The following is an 18,997-nucleotide window of genomic DNA, read 5'->3' as shown; positions in this document are numbered from 1 at the left end:
ACCGGTTATTTATGATAAGGATGGCCCTGGAGGATACTCCAGGCCCGGTACAACTGTTCAGTCAGAATAATGCGTACCAGAGGGTGCGGCAGGGTAAGGCCGGACAAAGACCATTTCTGATCGGCGATGGCAACACACTCCGGCGCAAGCCCATCTGGCCCACCTACTAAAAGACAAACATTCTGACCCGACATCTGCCAATTTTCAGCCTGCTGCGCCAACTGCTCTGTACTCCAGTTACGGCCGCCGACTTCCAGCGCGATAACCCGATCGCCTTTGGGTATAGCCGCCAGCATCTGTTCGCCTTCCTGACGCTTAGCCCGGGCCAGATCAGCACCTTTGCCCCGATGCCCCAGAGGGATCTCAACTATTTCCAGTGAAAACTCATGGGGCAGGCGCTTAATATATTCATTGCAGCCTTCAATAACCCAACCCGGCATTTTGGTGCCGACGGCGATCAGTCGAATTTTCATATCAGACCTTAATATCAGAGCTTAAATAGCAGAACCTTCATACAAAGCCTGTCATACAAGATATTCCTATCAAACCGAGAACCTTACTGATAATCGGTTTAAGATCTTATAATTCAGGCGTCAGAACCAGCTGATTCGGCTTCGTCAAAGCCCCACAGGCGTTCAAGGTCGTAGAAGGCGCGGGCATCTGGCATCATCACATGAACAACGACATCCCCCAGGTCTACCAGCACCCATTCGCCGGTATCCAGGCCTTCTATACCCATAGGCTGCAGGCCTTTATGTTTCATCTCTTCCTGCACATGCTGGCCAATAGACATCACATGACGCCTTGAGGTTCCGCTGGCAATAATCATGCGATCGGTTACTGTTGATTTATTGCGCACATCCAGCTCAACTATATCGCGAGCTTTCATGTCATCGAGTGCTTCACGCACGGAGCTGATCATTTGATCCATTTCCATTACTAATTACTTACCTTTAAATTTTACTTTCAAAGCCATACAGCTTCTGTTGTTGTATAAAGTCCCACACCGCATCAGGAATCAGATACCGGGGCGACTGGTCAGCGGCTATCAGATTCCTGATCTGAGTTGCTGAGATGCTCAGCGGCGTCAGCTCACGAAAGATCACATGTCCCGCCGGACTATTAAACAGTTTATCTTTATCGGTTATTTCATGCCGACGGCTGATCTGCTGCATCAGTTCACAGGGCTGATATACCCAGCCCGGTCTTTTGACGACCAGAATATGGCACAGATCCAGCAATTCCTGCCAGCGCTCCCAATGGGGCAAAGACAGGTAAGAATCCATTCCCAACACCATACATACAGGTGTTGTATCCCCCACCTCACGGCGCAGGGACTCTAGAGTTAATACTGAATAAGAAGCTTCGTCTGACAAGACTTCCCGATCATCCGCTATCAACCCCGGCTCATCCGCGATAGAGAGCTTAACCATCGCCAGACGCTGCTCGCCGGAACGAGCAGGTTGCTGACGATGAACAGGAACTTTAGAAGGTAAAAGAGTCACCTGGGCAACCCCAAGCCACTGCTTAATTTCCAGCGCAGTACGCAGATGTCCGTTATGAATGGGATCGAAGGTCCCACCCATAAAAACTCTTGCTGTATCAGTCATCAGGACTTACTAATCCTGTTACTGGCGAATATGGCCATCACCCAGTACTACATATTTCTGCGATGTCAGGCCATCCAGTCCAACCGGCCCCCGGGCATGAATCTTATCGGTAGAGATACCAATCTCAGCACCCAGCCCATACTCAAAGCCGTCAGCAAAACGGGTTGAAGCATTCACCATCACCGAGCTTGAATCTACTTCACGCAGAAAGCTACGGGATTTAGTGTAGTTCTCAGTAATAATCGAGTCTGTGTGATGCGAGCCATACGCATTAATGTGACTGATCGCCTCATCCATATCGGCCACCAGCCTGATCGACAAGATCGGTGCCAGATACTCAGTACTCCAATCTTCTTCTGTCGCTGCTACAGCCGCCGGCAGAAGTGCACAGGTTTTTTCACAACCGCGCAGCTCAACACCAATCTGCTGATACTGTTCAGCCAGTTCTGGCAGAATTTCAGCGGCTCGCGCCTCATGAACCAACAGCGTTTCCATGGTGTTACAAGTACCATAACGATGAGTCTTGGCATTGATCGCCACATTGATCGCTTTGGTCTTATCAGCATCGTCATCAATATAAACGTGACAGATACCATCCAGGTGCTTAATCACGGTGACTTTAGCATCGCGACTAACCCGCTCGATCAGCCCTTTACCACCACGCGGTACAATTACATCGACAAATTCAGGCATGGTGATCAACTCACCAACCGCTTCGCGATCAGTGGTTTTAACGACCTGAACCGTGTGCTCAGGTAAACCTACGGCCTTCAAACCGGTCTGAATACACTCTGCCACCGCTGCGTTACTATGGATCGCTTCAGATCCACCCCGCAGAATGGTCGCATTACCTGATTTCAGGCAGAGGCTGGCCGCCTCCACTGTTACATTTGGCCGGGATTCATAAATGATACCGATCACCCCCAGAGGCACCCGCATCTTACCTACCTGAATACCGCTCGGCAGATAGTTCATATCAGTAATGGCGCCGATGGGATCGGGCAGACCCGCCACCTGGCGTAAACCTTCAATCATGGTATCGATCTGAGACTGTTTTAGCTCCAGACGATCCAGCATTGCATCATCAAGACCGTTCGCACGCCACTGATCAAGATCTTTAGCATTAGCAGCAACCAGCTGATCACGCGATTCATCGATCGCTTCAGCCATTGCCAGTAATGCCCGGTTTTTAATTCCGGTATCAGCTTTAGCGATTGCGCGGGCTGCGACCCGTGCTTGCTGACCCAGTTCTGCCATATACTCTTTAACGTTCATAACTATCCTTCTCCGTCGAGACCGGCCATTATAACCTGCTACAGCCTATGGGCCATAGCCAACACTGGCGATTCTGTGAAAAAAGCCGTTTATCGGCGATATAAGTTACTGTTATCATCTGCAGGCTCTTCAGCCTGGAACCAGAACCGTCGGAATATGGATAAACCGCACTTCTCCGCAACATCAGATAACCAGCGTACGCGATTGGTGGCTTTGCTTGCCTGTATCATGCTGGGTGGTCTGTTGCTGGCCGGGGTTTATCTGTCACTGGTTGCGGAGCGTATCGCGGCACAACAAACACAACAGCAAGGTGAGTTACTGGGACAACAGACGGTTACCCTGATAAAACCTGCACTGCTGGCAGCCGATCCTGTCAGCCTTAACTTCATTCTCAACCAACTGGTGCGTCAGCCGCATATCGATGCCATTCGACTCACCGATACCAAAGAGCGGGTACTGGGTCGTGCAGGAGAGTCCAGCGAAAGCAACGATCTTCATCTGAACATCACTATTCAGCAGCAGAAACAAACGCTGGCGTTTCTTGAATTGCAGCTAAACTCAGCCCCTTATCTGCAACAACTGAACAACCTTCTGATACAAGCATCTATTCTGGCCTTTATTGTTATTATCCTGGCGTTGATCGGCTGCTGGTTCCTCATCAACCAAACAAAGGCCCCATCCCGCAAGCCCGATGACAAACAAGATCTTAAACCTGTATCAGCTGGCGCTAATAATGAACCTGAAACTGAAGCGATCATTAGCAAGCCGACTCTAACCTCTAACGCTTATGATCCCGAAGCAGACTCCGACCTTAAACAAGTGCCTGCACTAGCAACATCTGAGCTATCCGAGCCCCGGACATTAACGATTCCCCGGCCGAACTCTTCATCGGAGCAGGATGATGAACAACTGGTAGACCTGTTACGACCGTCCGATGATGCACCGCAGATGCCAGGTTTTGCTCCCTTCACCGAACACAAGCAAAACGACAAAGCTGAATTACAGACCTCTCCTCAGCAACACCCTATTGTTGAAGAGATAGATATCGCGCCTCAGCCGCGGCCGAAAACTAAAAACCCGCTGTTCGAGAATGCTAAACATGAAGTACAGCTGGATCTCTATGCTTTTGAACAGGAGCTGGAACTGATAGTAGCGGCAGAAAATGCCGGCTACCTACTCTATCTTGATCTGGCTACGGGCCATTCCGATAACATCCAGAGCGATGAGCTACACGAACTACAGGAATACTATTACCGCATGCTGGACATGGTCATCGCCATCTATCAGGGTGAAGCTGCCAGAATCAGTAATGGCGACCTGCAACTGGCATTCCTCAAGCCCCATAAAGATGACTCCCATGGTATCAACGCTATCTGTGCAAGCCAGCTGTTTAACCGCCTCTATAAGCTGTTTAATCAGCAGCGTATCAGACAGCTGAAGCCGGTTTTAAATCTGCATATGGCACTGGTACGGGGGCATCATAAAAAACTGCCACGGCTACAGGAAGAAGCCCGTTACCTGACCCGCAGCACCGATAGCAACGAGCTGATCACCCATACCGCATTGAGCGAAGCACCCGATCTCAAGGTCAGTTTACTGGCGGGTGCAGGAATACAGCGCGCCGAAGAGGATAAGGTTTTAATTGTAACGGTGAATGAGAACTACCAGAAATTGCTGGATAAACAGGCTCAGCACCTGCTGAATAAACTTTCCCCCTGAACAACCTGTACTCTTTATACAGTACAGTTTTCACAAAACTACGCAAACAGTGTATCTGTACCGGATTAGTCTTCTTGCCTATGCTCTGTCTTATCCTTAACTTTTCGCAGGCCTGACCATGTTCACCGAACTGATTATTCTGTTTATTGCCGGTATTCTGGGCGGCATAATCAACTCGATTGCCGGCGGCGGCAGCTTTATCACCTTTCCCGCCCTGCTCTTCGTTGGCGTCCCACCCATCAGTGCTAACGCCACTAACACCTTTGCATCCTGTTCCGGCTATATGAGCGGCACCTGGGCGTTCCGCAAGGACCTGAGAGAGGCGAAAGCAGATCTACCCCGGTTTATCATACTCAGTCTTATCGGTGGTATTGCAGGCGCCTGGCTACTACTACAAACCCCTGAAACAGCATTCAGAATTGCGATCCCCTGGCTACTGCTGTTTGCAACGCTGCTGTTTATCTTCGGCGGCCAGCTTAATCTCGCACTGAAAAAGTTAAGTTCCGCTCATCGTCACGCATCAGCCCTGGGCGGCGTGCTTTTAGCGTTGCTACTGTTCGGAGTATGCCTGTATGGCGGTTTTTTTAATGCGGGGCTAGGCATCATCACATTGAGCTACCTTGCACTGGCAGGCTACACCAACATCAACACCATGAATGGTCTTAAGTTACTGATATCCACCTTTGTATCACTGATTGCGATCGCGCTATTTATTTATGACGGCGTTATCGCCTGGTATGAAGGTACGGTAGTGCTGACGGGCACATTGCTGGGAGGATATTTCGCCGCTCATCTCTCACGCAAGTTACCACAGCAATGGGTGCGCAATTTTGTCATTTTCGCCAGTATCGGCATTACACTGTACTTTTTTTACGATGTGTACTTCTCTCAACTAGCTTAATCTGCAAGTACCGTAATCTATCAATGTCGTAAGCTGCTCTGTAGTAACAGAGCAGTGCTTTGATTACCGACATACAGATACTTTGCAGTCCTGGCTTATTATCAGGCTAGCTTCGATAAATGGCGGATATAAGCCGAAAAGTCATCGTAACCACCAATATGTTCATCTGCTATAAACAGCTGCGGAACGGTCCTGCGACCCGAACGGCGCACCATCTCTTCACGTTTTCTGAAGTCGGAACTAATCTCATATTCGGTATAGCTCCAGCCCAACTGATTTAGCAACGTCTTTGCCGCCTTGCAGTAGGGACAATAGTCCTTGGTATAGATCTCTATCTGACGCATAACGGCTCTCCACAATCATTTAGTCATCATTAAACAAATAATCGGCGAGCCTTCCGGCCCGCCAGTTAATCTACTGCTTAGCTTTTTACGTTATCAAGGTCATACCAGGGCGTTGGATTAATCGGACAACGGAAGCGCACACCATCACCGGTAACTGTTACCCGGGAGATACGCTGTTCACCCGGCTCCAGCGGAAACATATCCAGCCCTTCGTGGGTCTTAAAGTTCTGGATCTGGAAACCCACCAGCTTGTCGGATTTATTGGTGACAACAAACTCATACTCACCAGCCTTCAGTCCTGCAATTGTCTCTTTAGCAGAAAAATAACCGCTGTATTCATCCAGATGAATAACTGTCACCCCATCAGCACGGGTTTCCGGTGTGCCAGCACTGGCAAACGGAGCCATCAGGATGGCTGTTAATAATACGAACGCAGTTGTTACTTTTTTAATAACACTCATGGGGCTTATAACATTCATAGGTTTATCCTCACTTATCAGAACAGTCTGTAAATCCCTGCCGTGGCCAATTCAGGCACCGCATGAAGAGCCTTACTTTAAAACAGTCTGGCTGGACGATGTATGCCAGATAAGCCATAATTTATAACCATTAGTACGAGAACTTAACTATTAAGAGAATATATTTGAATGCAGAGTGACGGATTAAGCTCAATGCTTTCCTGGCTTCGCCTGAAAGCAGAGGTCTATATCCATACCGACTTTCAGGGTTGTTGGGCGGTGGATACGTCAGGCAGCCGCCGGGTTCCATTTCATTTGGTTCACAGCGGACAAAGCTGGCTACATTTACCCGATAAAAAGCCCCGGCTACTTAATGCCGGTGACCTGGTGGTATTCCCCCATGATCAGCAACATTTCCTTAGCAGTGAGCCCCACTGCCCTACCAAAGCGTTGGTAGAGGAAACCGTTAGCAATACAGAACATTTGGATATAACAGGGTCGATTACAGGGCTTACCTGCGGTTTCTTTGAATTTGACAATCCGGCAAGCTGGCCACTGTTGAACAGCCTGCCAGAGGCGATAGTACTTGAACTAAACAACAACGATCAGCTGAATAACACCCGCACATTACTAAAGCTGATGATATCTGAACTGGAGCATAATGCCCCCGGCACTGCCATTTCGGTAAGCCACCTGACCCACAGCCTGTTTATCCACATTCTTCGCAGTCAGATTGGCAGCAATCCTCAACAGGGAATACTGGCGGCACTGTTCGATCCACGGATCGGCAAGGCACTGAACCAGATCCATGATCAGCCACAACAAGAGTGGACTCTTGAACAGATGGCACAGACAGCCGGCATGAGCAGAACAGGCTTTAGTGAACTGTTTAAAGAACTCACCGGACAAACGCCGGTACGCTATCTTGCAGAATGGCGCATGCTACAAGCCAGCGAGTTGTTACGAACCACCGATCTATCCGTCATCAGTATTGCCGAACAATGTGGCTATACTTCCGATGTTTCCTTCAGAAAAGCGTTCAAAAGTATTACCGGGCAAGCTCCCGGCGCAGTGCGGCGCTCAGGCAGAGAGGGCTAAACAGTGAATCGAATCAATCGCATTATCATACTAATCGTTATCGCTGTGGCTGCATCAATACTGATGCCCTACCAGCCTCCGGCCCCGGAAAATCCTCAGACACAAACCAGCGATCAGCGTTTACTCCAGGCCTTTAAGGATCTCGAAAGTGATCTTCAGATAGAGGGCAGCGCCGTGGTTAAAAAAATACTGTCCGATGACCTTAAGGGTAGTCGCCACCAGCGCTTTCTAATCCGCCTGAGCCACGATCAAACTATTCTGGTCGCACACAATATCGACCTGGCTCCCAGAATTAACAGCCTCAGAGAGGGAGACAGCATTCGTTTTTACGGTGAATACGAATGGAATAATCAGGGTGGCGTCATCCATTGGACCCACCGAGACCCTCAGGGAAAACATCCCCATGGATGGATTGAGCATGATGGGATCAGATACGAGTAGGCCTGTCTCGCTTCGCAGAGTCGCCAGGCCCTTGATACGCCACAGGCTATAGAGGTAAATTCTTATTACCTGTCAGACAAGAGGATTTCAGGAGCGCCAGAAGCGCTCCTGTCATACCTGATTTCGCCCCCTAGTAAGTTCTTTAGAATGTCGGAAAAAAACGAGTTACGCGCCACCATCTTATCCCATCTGGAATAACGATTGACTCAAGGCGCTTTAGTAACCTGACTTTGCCTTATGAAACCATAAACGCATCAAAAAAATCGCTTAATTCATCGTATGCATGAAGGGGTAAAATGTTGGCAACGTGCTGATCAGGTCGCACCACAACCATACAGCCGCTAGAACGATCCACACCGCGTTGCTCAAATATATTATTACCTTCCTCGGCATAAAATACTTTTTCGTAATCCCTCAATCCATATTTGCCCTTTGCTGGCCATAAGTAATCAGGCAGTTCTTCAATTGACAGGTTTTGTTGCTGAAACACAGCATAAACATCAATTACTGAATCTATATCTGCGCCTACGGGTGTATATTTTTGTATCGGTGACGACTCAGAATTCTGTAGAAACTGTATCAATTTATAGGCACCCGAAGAGCTATCAACAGGACTCTTCTCATCACCAAAAACAAAAATACGCCAGCGGCCATCCGCTTTATTCAGATGCCCTAAATGTTGTCGTCTGGCATCTGAGACTCGAATAGCCTCGGCTGAATGAAAACGCTGGCCAATTTTAAATCCACACGCTAAGTGCTGGTTCTTTACTCCAGTACAGATGTAAGAGGGATCGTACTGAATAGATGTTCCCGCAATAAATCCATTTTGTCTGGCTATGAATTTCTCAATATCAGCTGTATTCGTGTCAGCCTGAGTAGCATCTTTCTTTGCTGTAGGGCGGGTCGCCACCAACGCTGACATTTGTTTATCTGCATCAATCAGCATTTGCGCGACTTTCCGCCGTTCTAAGGAGTAAGTTTGCAATAATTTTGGCTGACATTTTCCTTGTATAACAGACGCCAGCTTCCAACCCAGATTAAAGGTATCGGGTAGCGATGTATTCAAGCCCCAACCACCTTTAGGACTGTGCGTATGACAAGCATCACCGGCAACAAATGCACGCGGAATTAAATCTTCTGTATCATCAGCCGGAGTATCATCAAATCGATCTGCGACTCGCTGTCCAACCTCATAGATTGACCACCAGGCAACCTCCTTCACATCCATTTTATAAGGGTTCATGATGAGTTGTGCCTTGGCAATAATATCATCGACGGTAAGGTTAAGATTTGACGCTCGCTGATCACTATCCAACAGGTCGAGCTCTACATAAAGCCTGACCAGGTAGCCGCCTTCGCGGGGGACGAGCATCACCGCGCCGTTTTCCTTTGACTGTATAAAACTTTTGACTCTGATATCGGGAAAGTCTGTCACTAACAAAACATCCATAACCCCCCAGGCTTTGTTTGCTGAATCACCCTCTAAAACTATCGATAAATTTTTACGGACAGCACTTCTAGCCCCATCGCAACCTACGACATATCGTGCTCGAACAGTTTCTACTTTGGACGATTGAGAAACATCGTTCCGCTCAAATACTGCTGTAATCGGATGCGCATTCAGATCTTGGGTGAGGTTAGTATCAACATCTAACTCAAGCAGACGGCGGTCGTAATGGGGCACAAGATGCGATACTGAGTTTTCCATTCCTTCGAGTAACAGATCGTGTAGCCGTGCCTGATTAACAACTCCATGCGAAAACTCAGACAGACCAATCCTTGTATCGGGAACTTTGTGAGTACGCTTTATGCTATTTGGCTGTTCGTTATCAGGTTCCCAGAAAGCGTTCTGGTTTAGCTGATATGTTTCTTTAACAAGCATTTCGCTACTGTTAAACCCTTCCATAATTTCCATTGTGCGGCAGGATATCCCGTCAGCTTGTCCGAACAGTAAAGGGCCTGATTTCTGTTCAACGATACAGGTTGTAATGTCAGTAAACTCCGATAGCTGCCTCGCCAGCGCCAGACCTGCAGGACCGCAGCCGACAATCAAGACATCAACGTCTTTTGGCAGATCCGTCATTGGCGGTGGCGTTGCGGGTTCTCGAGCTGAATCAGGAATCTGATAATTGCCGGGTTTAAATCCATTGAGATGATACTGCATCACATAATCCTCTTAGCTGGCTCAGTATTTTTTTGTATGTCATTTTTTATTCATCATTTACTGATGGTGTAGAGTCTAAATGTATAAGCTAAGCGGGCCTGTCATCTAAAAATGGGGACGCTGGAATGATGGCAATCTTGTAAGCTTGAGCTACAGCAGGGTAGCGCCAGAGAAATGCTCTCAGGCATAAAACTATACTTCGCGGTATATGGAGAGTTAGAGGTGAAGATGCACAGTGCTCGTGATATTTGGCAGGATATACCTGAGCAGGTTGCAGCCTGCATAGATCGACTCGGAAGCGGTGAGTTTTATCCTAAATTCTTTCAAATGATGAAATGCTTTGCCCAAATCGACCAGTATATGGTTTTTGAATTTTCACCCAATGGCGATTACGCTACCTGCCGCTTAGCGCATAATGTGGAACGTCCTGATCTTGGACTCGAGCTGGCCTCACTATATCTGGATGGTTCCTATCTGGATGATCCGCTGTTGAAAGAACTGAAGGAATCCGTACTCTCTGACACTGACGTAGCACCTTGCCGCTTGTTAGAAAAAAGAGGACTCCCTCCTGTTTATCGCAAACGTTTTTTTAATGTACCTAATTTCGATACCAAGTTCTCATTTGTCGTACTGGACCGAAAAAGCCAACATCTCTTTTATGTGAATTTTTATAGTAAGAAGGAAGACGCCTTTACTGAAATACAGCTTAACTCGCTGAAACAGGCATCCTCCTTAATCGGTTCTTTACTGTTAAAACACTTCCGTGATGAACGTAAACAACGTGGTGTGATTAAGTCGCTACTCGCATCAGGACTCTCGGAGCGGGAAGCGCAGATCTGTAATATGATTCTTCAGGGTCATACGGCAAAATCGATCTGTAATGAACTTCAGTTGTCTGAATCGACAGTTACCACCTATAAAAAAAGGGCTTTCAAAAAGCTTAAAATCAATCGTAAGTCCGAATTAGTCCGGTTTATATGAACAGAGCCACAATGTCTGGCATTTCGGAGCTACTAACTCCCATTAAGCTTACCGATGATTGATATATCTCCAATATATAGTTAATATATTAACTATATATTGGAGATATAAATGAATATTAAACTGTCTGTTGTTGATCAATCCCCAGTCCATGGCTCCCATCCGGCTATAGACGCACCTAAGCTGACTGTAGAGCTTGCCAAAGCCTGTGATGAACTGGGTTATTACCGTTACTGGGTTGCTGAGCACCATGACAGTATCCACTTCGCGATTCCTTGTCCTGAGATAGTGGTAGCAGCCATTGCCAGCGTCACTAACAACATTCGCGTGGGTAGCGGTGGTGTAATGATGACTCACTACAGCCCACTTAAAGTTGCCGAGAGTTTCAAGATGATGGCCACGCTCTTCCCGGATCGGATCGATCTGGGTATCGGCCGTGCACCGGGCGGTACCGGGCTTACATCCCATGCTCTGGCATTTCCACATCAGCCTAACGGCGAAATATACGGCAATCAGGCACAGGACCTGAAAGGCTTTGTTAATGGCAGCATGCCGAGCGACAACCCTTTCCACAGTATCAAAGTGCTGCCCGACAGCTCACCAAAGCCGGAACTATGGATGCTGGGTTCAAGCGGTGGCAGTGCAGGCCTGGCCGGACATTTAGGCTATAACATCGCGTTGGCCCGGTTTATCGATCCGGATAACTGCCGTCCTGAAATATTCACCGAATATATGGAACAGTGGAAGCGTGCGGGCCACCAAACCACACCTAACAAGATGCTCGGTATCGCCTGTATCTGTGCCGCTACTGAAGAAGAGGCCAAGCTTCGTGCAGGCACTGCGGTTTACCGTAAGCTGGCCGCTCAGCTGGGTATGCGTGAAGCATTCCTGACGCCGTCTGAAGTGCAGGATCGCTATCAGCAACTGTCTGTTAGCCAGCAGGCTGATTATGATCATATCCTTAAGGGATACACCGTCGGTACACCGGAGCAGTGTGCTGAAGAGATTACTCAGCTGGCCAGCGCCTTTGACTGTGATGAAGTCACCACCGTGACCGTCACTCATAGCTTTGAAGACCGCTTAGATAGTTATAAGCTGCTGGCACAGGGGCTATAACGCAGGCAAAATTACGCCTGCATTATTGGCTAGTCACCAGAGCAACTAATTTTTAAGAGAGCGCCTTTGGCGCTCTTTTTATATCTGTCTTACGTTGACAGTACAGCCAAAAGCGAACCGGGCCAATTAAATCTATAATTGTTTTAACGAGGGGGACATAAGGTAATCAATTTAAAAACGCAGGAGAAAAGCCATGAAAAACATCTTTGTTTCGCTGGCTTCCATTGTCTTCTTAGTTGCGTTATCTGGCAGCGCTTTTGCCAACTGTGCTGACGATGCCGTCAACACATGCAATAAGAAGCACCCCACCCCTAATAGCTCCAGCAACGCTTACGACAAGTATGAGTTATGCATCAAGGCACAACTAGGCCAAAAGTGTCCTAACAACTCATCATCTAAAGCTCTTAAATCTCAGGTAGCAAAGAATAAAAAAGGGCTTCGACCTGGCTGCCCCAAAGGCTATACATTAAAAATCAATTGGTCAGGCAAACAAGACAAATGCGTTACAAACAACACCCGACCGAAGCGCGCCACTCTACAGTGATATAAAGCTTATTCCCGCTTCAAAAAGGTATTAATGCTAGACAAAACTTCCGCCTATCATTGATCAGACATAATAGATGAAACAAAAAGAGCGCCAACAGGCGCTCTTTTTAATGCTCTTTCTGGCAAGCCGCGAAGCTGCGCTCTAACGCTTTACTCCCCGGACTCCGCTTCACCATCAGCTTCCTGCCCCGCCTTAACCAGAACATCCAGCGAATCGACCCGCTGATAACCCCGCGGAAGCTTATTACCTCTGCGGCCCCGCTCACCCCGGTAATGCTCAAGATCTGAAGGTTTCATCTTCAGATGCTGACGGCCGGAATTCACCTGCAAAGTATCCTCTGGCGATAAAGTAACCAGCGCCACGAGAAGCTCTTCACGGGCAGCCGCTCTTGCCGACGGAATATTGATAATCTTATTACCTTTACCCCGTCCCAGTTCGGGCAGATCAGCCACCGGGAAGACCAGCATCCGCCCCTCATTGGTCACGGCAACCAACAGGTCATTCGCCTTATCCTTAATCGCCAGTGGTGCCATACCCATCGACGCTTTAGGCAGCGTCAGAGCGGCTTTACCGGTTCGGGTCTTACTGGTCATATCAGCAATCTTAGTTACGAAGCCATAGCCCGCATCTGAAGCCAGCAGTACCGCATCTTTATCTTTACCCGCAATAGCGGCATCGATAGTAGCCCCTTTTGGCAGGGTCAGTTTACCGGTCACCGGCTCTCCCTGGCCCCGTGCTGATGGCAGTGTATGCGCTTCCAGCGAATAGGCACGGCCGGTGCTGTCCATCAGAATGATCGGCTGATTCATCCGACCTTTACAGGCTAGCTTAAAGCCATCACCCGACTTATAGCTCAGTCCGGCAGGATCAATATCATGACCTTTAGCGGCACGGATCCAACCCTGTTTGGATATAACAGCAGTCACCGGGTCTGCACTGAGTAACGCCTTTTCATCCAGCGCTTTGGCTTCTTCACGAGCGACAATAGGAGAGCGACGATCATCACCGAACTCTTTAGCATCGGCTTTCAGCTCATCTTTTATCAGCTTACGCATCAGACGTTCTGAACCGAGAATCTCTTCCAGTTGTTGACGCTCTTCCGACAGTTCATCCATCTCACCGCGGATCTTAATCTCTTCCAGCTTAGCTAACTGACGCAGACGAATCTCAAGGATCGCTTCCGCCTGAATTTCGCTAATACCAAAGCGCTCTATCATTACCTGCTTGGGCTTTTCCTCGGTACGGATGATTTCGATTACCTCATCGATATTGAGATAAGCAACCATCAGACCTTCGAGAATATGCAAGCGTGCCAGCACTTTATCCAGGCGGTACTGCAAGCGTCGACGAACTGTTTCAGTACGATAGGTCAGCCATTCGGTGAGGATCTGTTTCAGATTCTTAACCTGTGGCCGGCCATCGATACCGATCATATTCATATTGACCCGGTAGGTGCGCTCCAGATCCGTACTGGCGAACAGATGAGCCATCAACTGCTCTACATCGATCCGGTTTGAACGGGGCACGATCACCAACCGGGTTGGATTTTCATGATCAGACTCATCCCGAAGATCGGATACCATCGGCAGCTTTTTCTGCTGCATCTGCTGCGCTATCTGTTCCAGGATTTTGGCACCGGACACCTGATGAGGCAGCGCGGTGATAACAATATCACCCTGCTCCCGGCTATAAACCGCCCGCATTCGCAGGCTGCCTTTGCCGGTTTCATACATTTTACGCAGTTCATGGCGCGGCGTGATCAGCTCGGCTTCGGTCGGCATATCCGGCCCCGGCACTATCTCACACAGGTCTTCCAGGCTCGTACTCGGCTTTGATAACAGCTGAATACAGGCCTGAGTCACTTCGCGCAGATTGTGCGGCGGAATATCTGTTGCCATACCAACGGCAATACCCGTAGTACCGTTGAGTAAGATATTAGGCAAACGCGCCGGCAGAGTCAGTGGTTCTTTAATCGTACCGTCAAAGTTCGGACCCCATTCAACGGTACCCAGGCCAACCTCTTTCAGCAATATCTCTGCATATTTAGCCAGTTTGGATTCGGTATATCGCATCGCGGCGAAGGATTTCGGATCATCCGGCGAGCCCCAGTTACCCTGACCATCAACCAGTGGATAACGGTAAGAAAACGGCTGCGCCATCAGCACCATCGCTTCGTAACAGGCACTGTCACCATGGGGATGGAATTTACCCAGCACGTCACCGACCGTTCGCGCCGACTTCTTATACTTCGCGTTCGCTTTCAGACCCAGTTCGGACATCGCATAGACGATCCGTCGCTGTACCGGCTTCAGACCATCGCCAATATTCGGCAACGCCCGATCGAGAATGACGTACATGGAATAATCCAGATACGCTTTCTCGGTATATTCTTTCAGTGACAGGCGTTCTACGCCCTCATCGATATGTACTGTTCCGCTCATCCGCAGGACCTTTTAATACTGAACCGGCTCTGCTACCAGAGTCAGTTGAATTCTTTAATATAGAGTTAAACTTCTGCCAGGTTGCCTTTGCTTTCCAGCCACACTTTACGGTCGGAGGAGCGTTTTTTAGCCAGCAACATATCCATTACTTCGTTGGTGCCATCGCCCGGCTCAATAGTTAACTGAACCAATCGACGAGTATCACGGGACATAGTGGTCTCCCGCAGCTGCAGGGGATTCATCTCGCCCAGACCCTTGAAGCGCTGCACACCAATCTTGGCATTTTTACGCTCTGCTTTGATCCGTTCAACCACACTGTCTTTTTCTGCATCATCCAGGGCATAGTGAACATCTTTCGCCACATCGATACGATATAACGGCGGCATAGCTACATAGATATGACCGGCATTGACCAACGGTCTGAAGTGACGTACAAACAGGGCGCACAGCAGCGTAGCGATATGCAGACCGTCGGAGTCCGCATCGGCAAGGATACAAACCTTACCGTAACGCAGGCCGTCAAAATCATCCGAGCCCGGCTCGACCCCGATCGCCACTGAGATATCGTGCACTTCCTGCGAACCCAGTACCTCACCGGCATCGACTTCCCAGGTATTAAGAATCTTACCCCGCAGCGGCATCACCGCCTGATACTCACGACTTCGCGCCTGTTTAGCTGAGCCTCCTGCAGAGTCACCCTCCACCAGGAACAGCTCGCCCTGCATCGCATCACCGCCGGTACAGTCGGCCAGTTTACCTGGCAGAGCAGGCCCCTGAGTGACTTTCTTACGGATCACTTTCTTATTCGATCGCATCCGTTTCTGAGCATGGCTAATCACCAGTTCAGCCAGTTTTTCACCGTCTTCTACATGACGGTTAAGCCACAGACTAAAGGCATCTTTAGCGGCGCCGGAGACAAAAGCTGCGATATGACGAGATGACAGACGTTCTTTGGTCTGACCTGAGAATTGTGGGTCCTGCATTTTTACAGACAGGATATAGCAACAACGCTCCCAGATATCCTCGGCGGAAATTTTCACCCCCCTTGGTAGCAAGTTACGGAATTCACAGAATTCACGCATCGCGTCCAGCAGACCGGTACGCAGACCGTTCACATGGGTGCCGCCCTGAGCAGTCGGGATCAGGTTAACGTAGCTTTCGCAGGTCAGCTCCCCTCCTTCCGGCAACCACTGTAGTGCCACATCCATCGCATCGACTTCACCTTTCATCGATACTGTGAAAGGCTCTTCCGGCAGGGTTTCAAATACCTGAGTGGTACCTTTAAGATAATCGATCAGACCATCTTCGTAATACCACTCTTCTTTCTCTTTTGTTGCTCCGGTCGCATCGGTAAAGGTTACCCGCAATCCAGAGCAAAGCACCGCTTTAGCCCGCAGCATATGCTTCAGCTTAGTGACATGGTATTTCGGGGTATCGAAATACTGACCATCGGCCAGAAAGCGTACTTCGGTACCGGTATTTCGCTGACCGCAGCTATCGACGATCTCCAGTTCAGAAACTTTCTCGCCATCGGCATAGGTCATTCTATAAACATTACCACCCCGGCGAATGGTGACTTCAAGCAGTTTGGAGAGCGCATTAACAACTGATACGCCCACCCCGTGCAAACCACCGGAATAGTTATAATTGTCGTTGGAAAACTTACCACCCGCATGCAGGCGGGTAAGGATTAGTTCAACGCCGCTGACGCCCTCTTCCGGATGGATATCTACCGGCATCCCCCGACCATTATCTTTAACACTGATGGCGCCATCTTTGTGTAAGGTAACATCCATCTGCGACGCATGGCCGGCCAGCGCTTCATCGACACTGTTATCGATAACTTCCTGAGCCAGGTGATTTGGCCGGTCGGTCTCGGTATACATACCGGGACGACGCCGGACCGGATCCAGTCCGCTCAGTACTTCAATTGCATCGGCATTATAATTCGTCATCTGAAGTATCAGTCCTTCTCTTCCATCGCATTCAGATCGGTCAGCGATGGTAGTTCAATCCAACCTTCGGCAAACGCCAGAATAGTCGGAATTACAAGTTCAAATTGGTCAAAACCGTGCGATCCACCCTGCTGCACAAGCATCGGTGATGCGCTGAATTTTTCTACCCCTTCACGATAATCCAGGGTTTCATCGGCAGTCTGAGTTAATAACAGGTAGTGCTGCGGGTCATTCAGTTCACTGCAATTTACCGCCAATAGCTGATCCAGATGCTTTCGGGTCAACTCATATTTCTCATCGCTGTAATAATTGCCCTGTTCTCCCAGCATATCCGCCAGCAACTCATAGGGACGCACCGCCGGATTAATCAACACCGCACGTAAGCCGTATTTTTCCACCAGCCAGGTACTGTAATAACCACCTAATGAGCTGCCTATGAGGGTAATATTACGGTCGGCATTCGCCTCAACCAGCTGCTCCAACAGCGCTACCGCCCGGGCAGGCCAGTGGGGTAACTGCGGCACGATAACTTCTTCAGCCCGCCCATTTTCAGCCATCCAGTCGGCAAAAAATCGCGCCTTAAAGGAATCTGGCGAGCTGTTAAAACCATGGATGTAGATAAACAGTGGCTGAGCCATCGGTACCCTTATTTAAATCTGCACTTACGCCAGCGCATGCATCTGTATATATATACATGCTTTTGCTAAAAGTACCGGAGTGCCGGGTACGTTGCAACCTTAACAGCGGACTCTTTTGACCGAGGTCTGAATCTGGCCGTCGGATCGCAGTTCCAGTAACCGGTAGGCCGGCTTTTTATCGTCATCAAGCTGGAACTGATCGGAACATTTTTTAAACTCCACAGAGCTGGCGGGAGTCATTAATACCCGCACCCCCTGCCAGTCCAGATCCCAGTCCTGATGCACATGACCACAGACTACCGCTTTTGCCTGGGAATAGTTATGTAGCACCTCCCAGAATGAGGCGGCATTCGCCAGCATAATAGAATCCTGCCAGCCACTCTGTACCTTCACCGGGTTATGGTGCAGCACGACCAGACAGTGCCGGTCTGAATACTGATTCAACTGCTGCTGAAGATAATCCAGCTCATTCTGCGCCAGGGTCCCACTACCTTTGCCATCAGGCAGAGAAGTACTGTCCAGTAAGATAATAACCCACTCGCCACACTCAAGGGTACGCAGGTTCAAAGCCCCGCCAATCTGCATCATCAAAGCAGTATCATCATGATTGCCGGGAATCCAGTAACTGGGTACCGGGAGCTGAGCAAGACGTTGCTGCAACCGCAGATAGCCTTGCGGCCCACCATGATGAATCAGGTCACCGGTCCATAATATAAGGTCTGGCGGTCGGGAAAACTCAGCGGGATGAAACAGATCTTCGAGCACCGCATCCAGATGCTGTTCAACATCAAGGCCGCGGTATAATTGTTCAGGATCGTTCTGCAGGTGGCAATCGGTTATCTGGGCGATCAGCACAGTGTCACTCATGAGTAGCTATATACCGTTTCAGCTTCATGGCCATGGGTCAGACAGTGGCTCAGCCACTCCCCCAGATACTGATTCAGCTGGGCCTTTTCATCCCGCTGATGCATCTGATTATTAGGGTAGCTATAAACCCCTTTAAACTGTCGTCGGCTTTTCAGACAGATCACCTCAGCAGCACGGGCGTCATGGTACATTCTTACGATCAGGCTTGGAGCTTCCAGCCAGCTATGCTCCAGCGATTGCGACACCAGGACGGTTGTTGTATAGGTAAAACGCTCCTCAACCTTGAGCCGTACGGTACTGTGCTGATTATGCCAATGGACCTCAAACTCGCGCTCGTCGCACTGTTCAAGATCCGGCATCAGCCGCATCAGCCGCAGATAATTGGCTTCACAATCAGCCATCTGCTTAACCAGGTCAGGGATATATCGTTTCTTCATACTAA

Annotated in this window: 19 protein-coding genes; 7 read left to right on the top strand and 12 right to left on the bottom strand. The window is 49.1% G+C overall.

The window, feature by feature from the left end; translation table 11 throughout:
* Window positions 1-5: 5 nt before the first annotated feature.
* From rlmH to EHS89_RS13120, 4 genes are all read right to left on the bottom strand, one after another.
* Window positions 6-473, bottom strand: a complete 468-nt coding sequence (gene rlmH / locus EHS89_RS13135) for a 23S rRNA (pseudouridine(1915)-N(3))-methyltransferase RlmH (protein ID WP_124926612.1) — start codon at window positions 471-473, stop codon at window positions 6-8.
* A 113-nt stretch (window positions 474-586) separates the two neighbouring features.
* Window positions 587-937: a ribosome silencing factor gene (gene rsfS / locus EHS89_RS13130; protein WP_124926611.1), complete on the bottom strand. Its 351-nt coding sequence runs from the start codon at window positions 935-937 to the stop codon at window positions 587-589.
* A gap of 16 nt (window positions 938-953) precedes the next feature.
* The gene (gene nadD / locus EHS89_RS13125) at window positions 954-1,610 is read right to left on the bottom strand and encodes a nicotinate-nucleotide adenylyltransferase (protein WP_229753589.1); all 657 of its coding nucleotides are present in this window, start codon (window positions 1,608-1,610) and stop codon (window positions 954-956) included.
* 18 nt (window positions 1,611-1,628) lie between these two features.
* Window positions 1,629-2,885 (bottom strand): glutamate-5-semialdehyde dehydrogenase, encoded by a 1,257-nt coding sequence (locus EHS89_RS13120; RefSeq protein ID WP_124926610.1) that lies wholly within the window; start codon window positions 2,883-2,885, stop codon window positions 1,629-1,631.
* A 75-nt stretch (window positions 2,886-2,960) separates the two neighbouring features.
* Between EHS89_RS13120 and EHS89_RS13115 the strand changes: the two genes are divergently transcribed.
* Window positions 2,961-4,604: a hypothetical protein gene (locus EHS89_RS13115; RefSeq protein ID WP_124926609.1), complete on the top strand. Its 1,644-nt coding sequence runs from the start codon at window positions 2,961-2,963 to the stop codon at window positions 4,602-4,604.
* A 118-nt stretch (window positions 4,605-4,722) separates the two neighbouring features.
* Window positions 4,723-5,505 carry a sulfite exporter TauE/SafE family protein gene (locus EHS89_RS13110; protein ID WP_124926608.1) on the top strand — a complete coding sequence of 261 codons (783 nt, stop codon included), beginning with the start codon at window positions 4,723-4,725 and terminating at the stop codon, window positions 5,503-5,505.
* Between the two features lie 101 nt (window positions 5,506-5,606).
* Here the strand turns inward: EHS89_RS13110 and grxC are convergent, their stop codons facing one another.
* Together grxC and EHS89_RS13100 are read right to left on the bottom strand one after the other, a co-directional pair.
* A complete protein-coding gene (grxC, locus tag EHS89_RS13105) occupies window positions 5,607-5,849 on the bottom strand; it encodes a glutaredoxin 3 (protein WP_124926607.1) in 243 nt (80 codons plus the stop codon).
* A gap of 77 nt (window positions 5,850-5,926) precedes the next feature.
* Window positions 5,927-6,328, bottom strand: coding sequence for a hypothetical protein (locus tag EHS89_RS13100; protein ID WP_229753588.1), 402 nt, complete (start codon window positions 6,326-6,328; stop codon window positions 5,927-5,929).
* Window positions 6,329-6,496: 168 nt separating this feature from the next.
* Here EHS89_RS13100 and EHS89_RS13095 point away from each other — a divergent pair, with 168 nt between their 5' ends.
* On the top strand, window positions 6,497-7,405 hold the full coding sequence (locus EHS89_RS13095) for an AraC family transcriptional regulator (protein WP_124926606.1): 909 nt from the start codon (window positions 6,497-6,499) through the stop codon (window positions 7,403-7,405).
* A gap of 3 nt (window positions 7,406-7,408) precedes the next feature.
* Window positions 7,409-7,846, top strand: a complete 438-nt coding sequence (locus EHS89_RS13090) for a DUF3465 domain-containing protein (RefSeq protein ID WP_211340342.1) — start codon at window positions 7,409-7,411, stop codon at window positions 7,844-7,846.
* A 235-nt stretch (window positions 7,847-8,081) separates the two neighbouring features.
* On the opposite strand, the gene EHS89_RS13085 is transcribed toward EHS89_RS13090, so the two are convergent.
* Complete coding sequence (locus EHS89_RS13085; RefSeq protein WP_124926605.1) at window positions 8,082-10,010, bottom strand: FAD-dependent monooxygenase; 1,929 nt, start codon at window positions 10,008-10,010, stop codon at window positions 8,082-8,084.
* Between the two features lie 228 nt (window positions 10,011-10,238).
* On the opposite strand from EHS89_RS13085, the gene EHS89_RS13080 reads away from it, so the two are divergent.
* The 3 genes from EHS89_RS13080 to EHS89_RS13070 all read left to right on the top strand — a co-directional run bounded on the left by EHS89_RS13080 (window position 10,239) and on the right by EHS89_RS13070 (window position 12,651).
* Window positions 10,239-10,991, top strand: a complete 753-nt coding sequence (locus tag EHS89_RS13080) for a helix-turn-helix transcriptional regulator (protein ID WP_229753607.1) — start codon at window positions 10,239-10,241, stop codon at window positions 10,989-10,991.
* Between the two features lie 111 nt (window positions 10,992-11,102).
* On the top strand, window positions 11,103-12,107 hold the full coding sequence (locus EHS89_RS13075; RefSeq protein ID WP_124926603.1) for an MsnO8 family LLM class oxidoreductase: 1,005 nt from the start codon (window positions 11,103-11,105) through the stop codon (window positions 12,105-12,107).
* A 193-nt stretch (window positions 12,108-12,300) separates the two neighbouring features.
* Window positions 12,301-12,651 carry a hypothetical protein gene (locus EHS89_RS13070; protein WP_124926602.1) on the top strand — a complete coding sequence of 117 codons (351 nt, stop codon included), beginning with the start codon at window positions 12,301-12,303 and terminating at the stop codon, window positions 12,649-12,651.
* A 152-nt stretch (window positions 12,652-12,803) separates the two neighbouring features.
* Here the strand turns inward: EHS89_RS13070 and parC are convergent, their stop codons facing one another.
* From parC to EHS89_RS13045, 5 genes are all read right to left on the bottom strand, one after another.
* Window positions 12,804-15,095, bottom strand: coding sequence for a DNA topoisomerase IV subunit A (parC, locus tag EHS89_RS13065; RefSeq protein ID WP_124926601.1), 2,292 nt, complete (start codon window positions 15,093-15,095; stop codon window positions 12,804-12,806).
* A gap of 65 nt (window positions 15,096-15,160) precedes the next feature.
* Window positions 15,161-17,050, bottom strand: coding sequence for a DNA topoisomerase IV subunit B (parE, locus tag EHS89_RS13060; RefSeq protein ID WP_124926600.1), 1,890 nt, complete (start codon window positions 17,048-17,050; stop codon window positions 15,161-15,163).
* An 8-nt stretch (window positions 17,051-17,058) separates the two neighbouring features.
* Window positions 17,059-17,688, bottom strand: a complete 630-nt coding sequence (locus EHS89_RS13055) for a YqiA/YcfP family alpha/beta fold hydrolase (protein ID WP_124926599.1) — start codon at window positions 17,686-17,688, stop codon at window positions 17,059-17,061.
* Between the two features lie 99 nt (window positions 17,689-17,787).
* Window positions 17,788-18,555, bottom strand: a complete 768-nt coding sequence (locus tag EHS89_RS13050) for a metallophosphoesterase (RefSeq protein ID WP_124926598.1) — start codon at window positions 18,553-18,555, stop codon at window positions 17,788-17,790.
* A complete protein-coding gene (locus EHS89_RS13045; RefSeq protein WP_124926597.1) occupies window positions 18,552-18,992 on the bottom strand; it encodes a DUF1249 domain-containing protein in 441 nt (146 codons plus the stop codon). Before EHS89_RS13045 ends, EHS89_RS13050 begins: the two co-directional genes overlap by 4 nt.
* Window positions 18,993-18,997 lie beyond the last annotated feature (5 nt).

Origin of the sequence: Amphritea balenae, from assembly GCF_003858655.1 — a bacterium.
GTDB lineage: Bacteria > Pseudomonadota > Gammaproteobacteria > Pseudomonadales > Balneatricaceae > Amphritea > Amphritea balenae.
The sequence above is the reverse complement of the archived record's forward strand: the minus strand, read 5'-3'. Positions and strand labels throughout refer to the sequence as shown.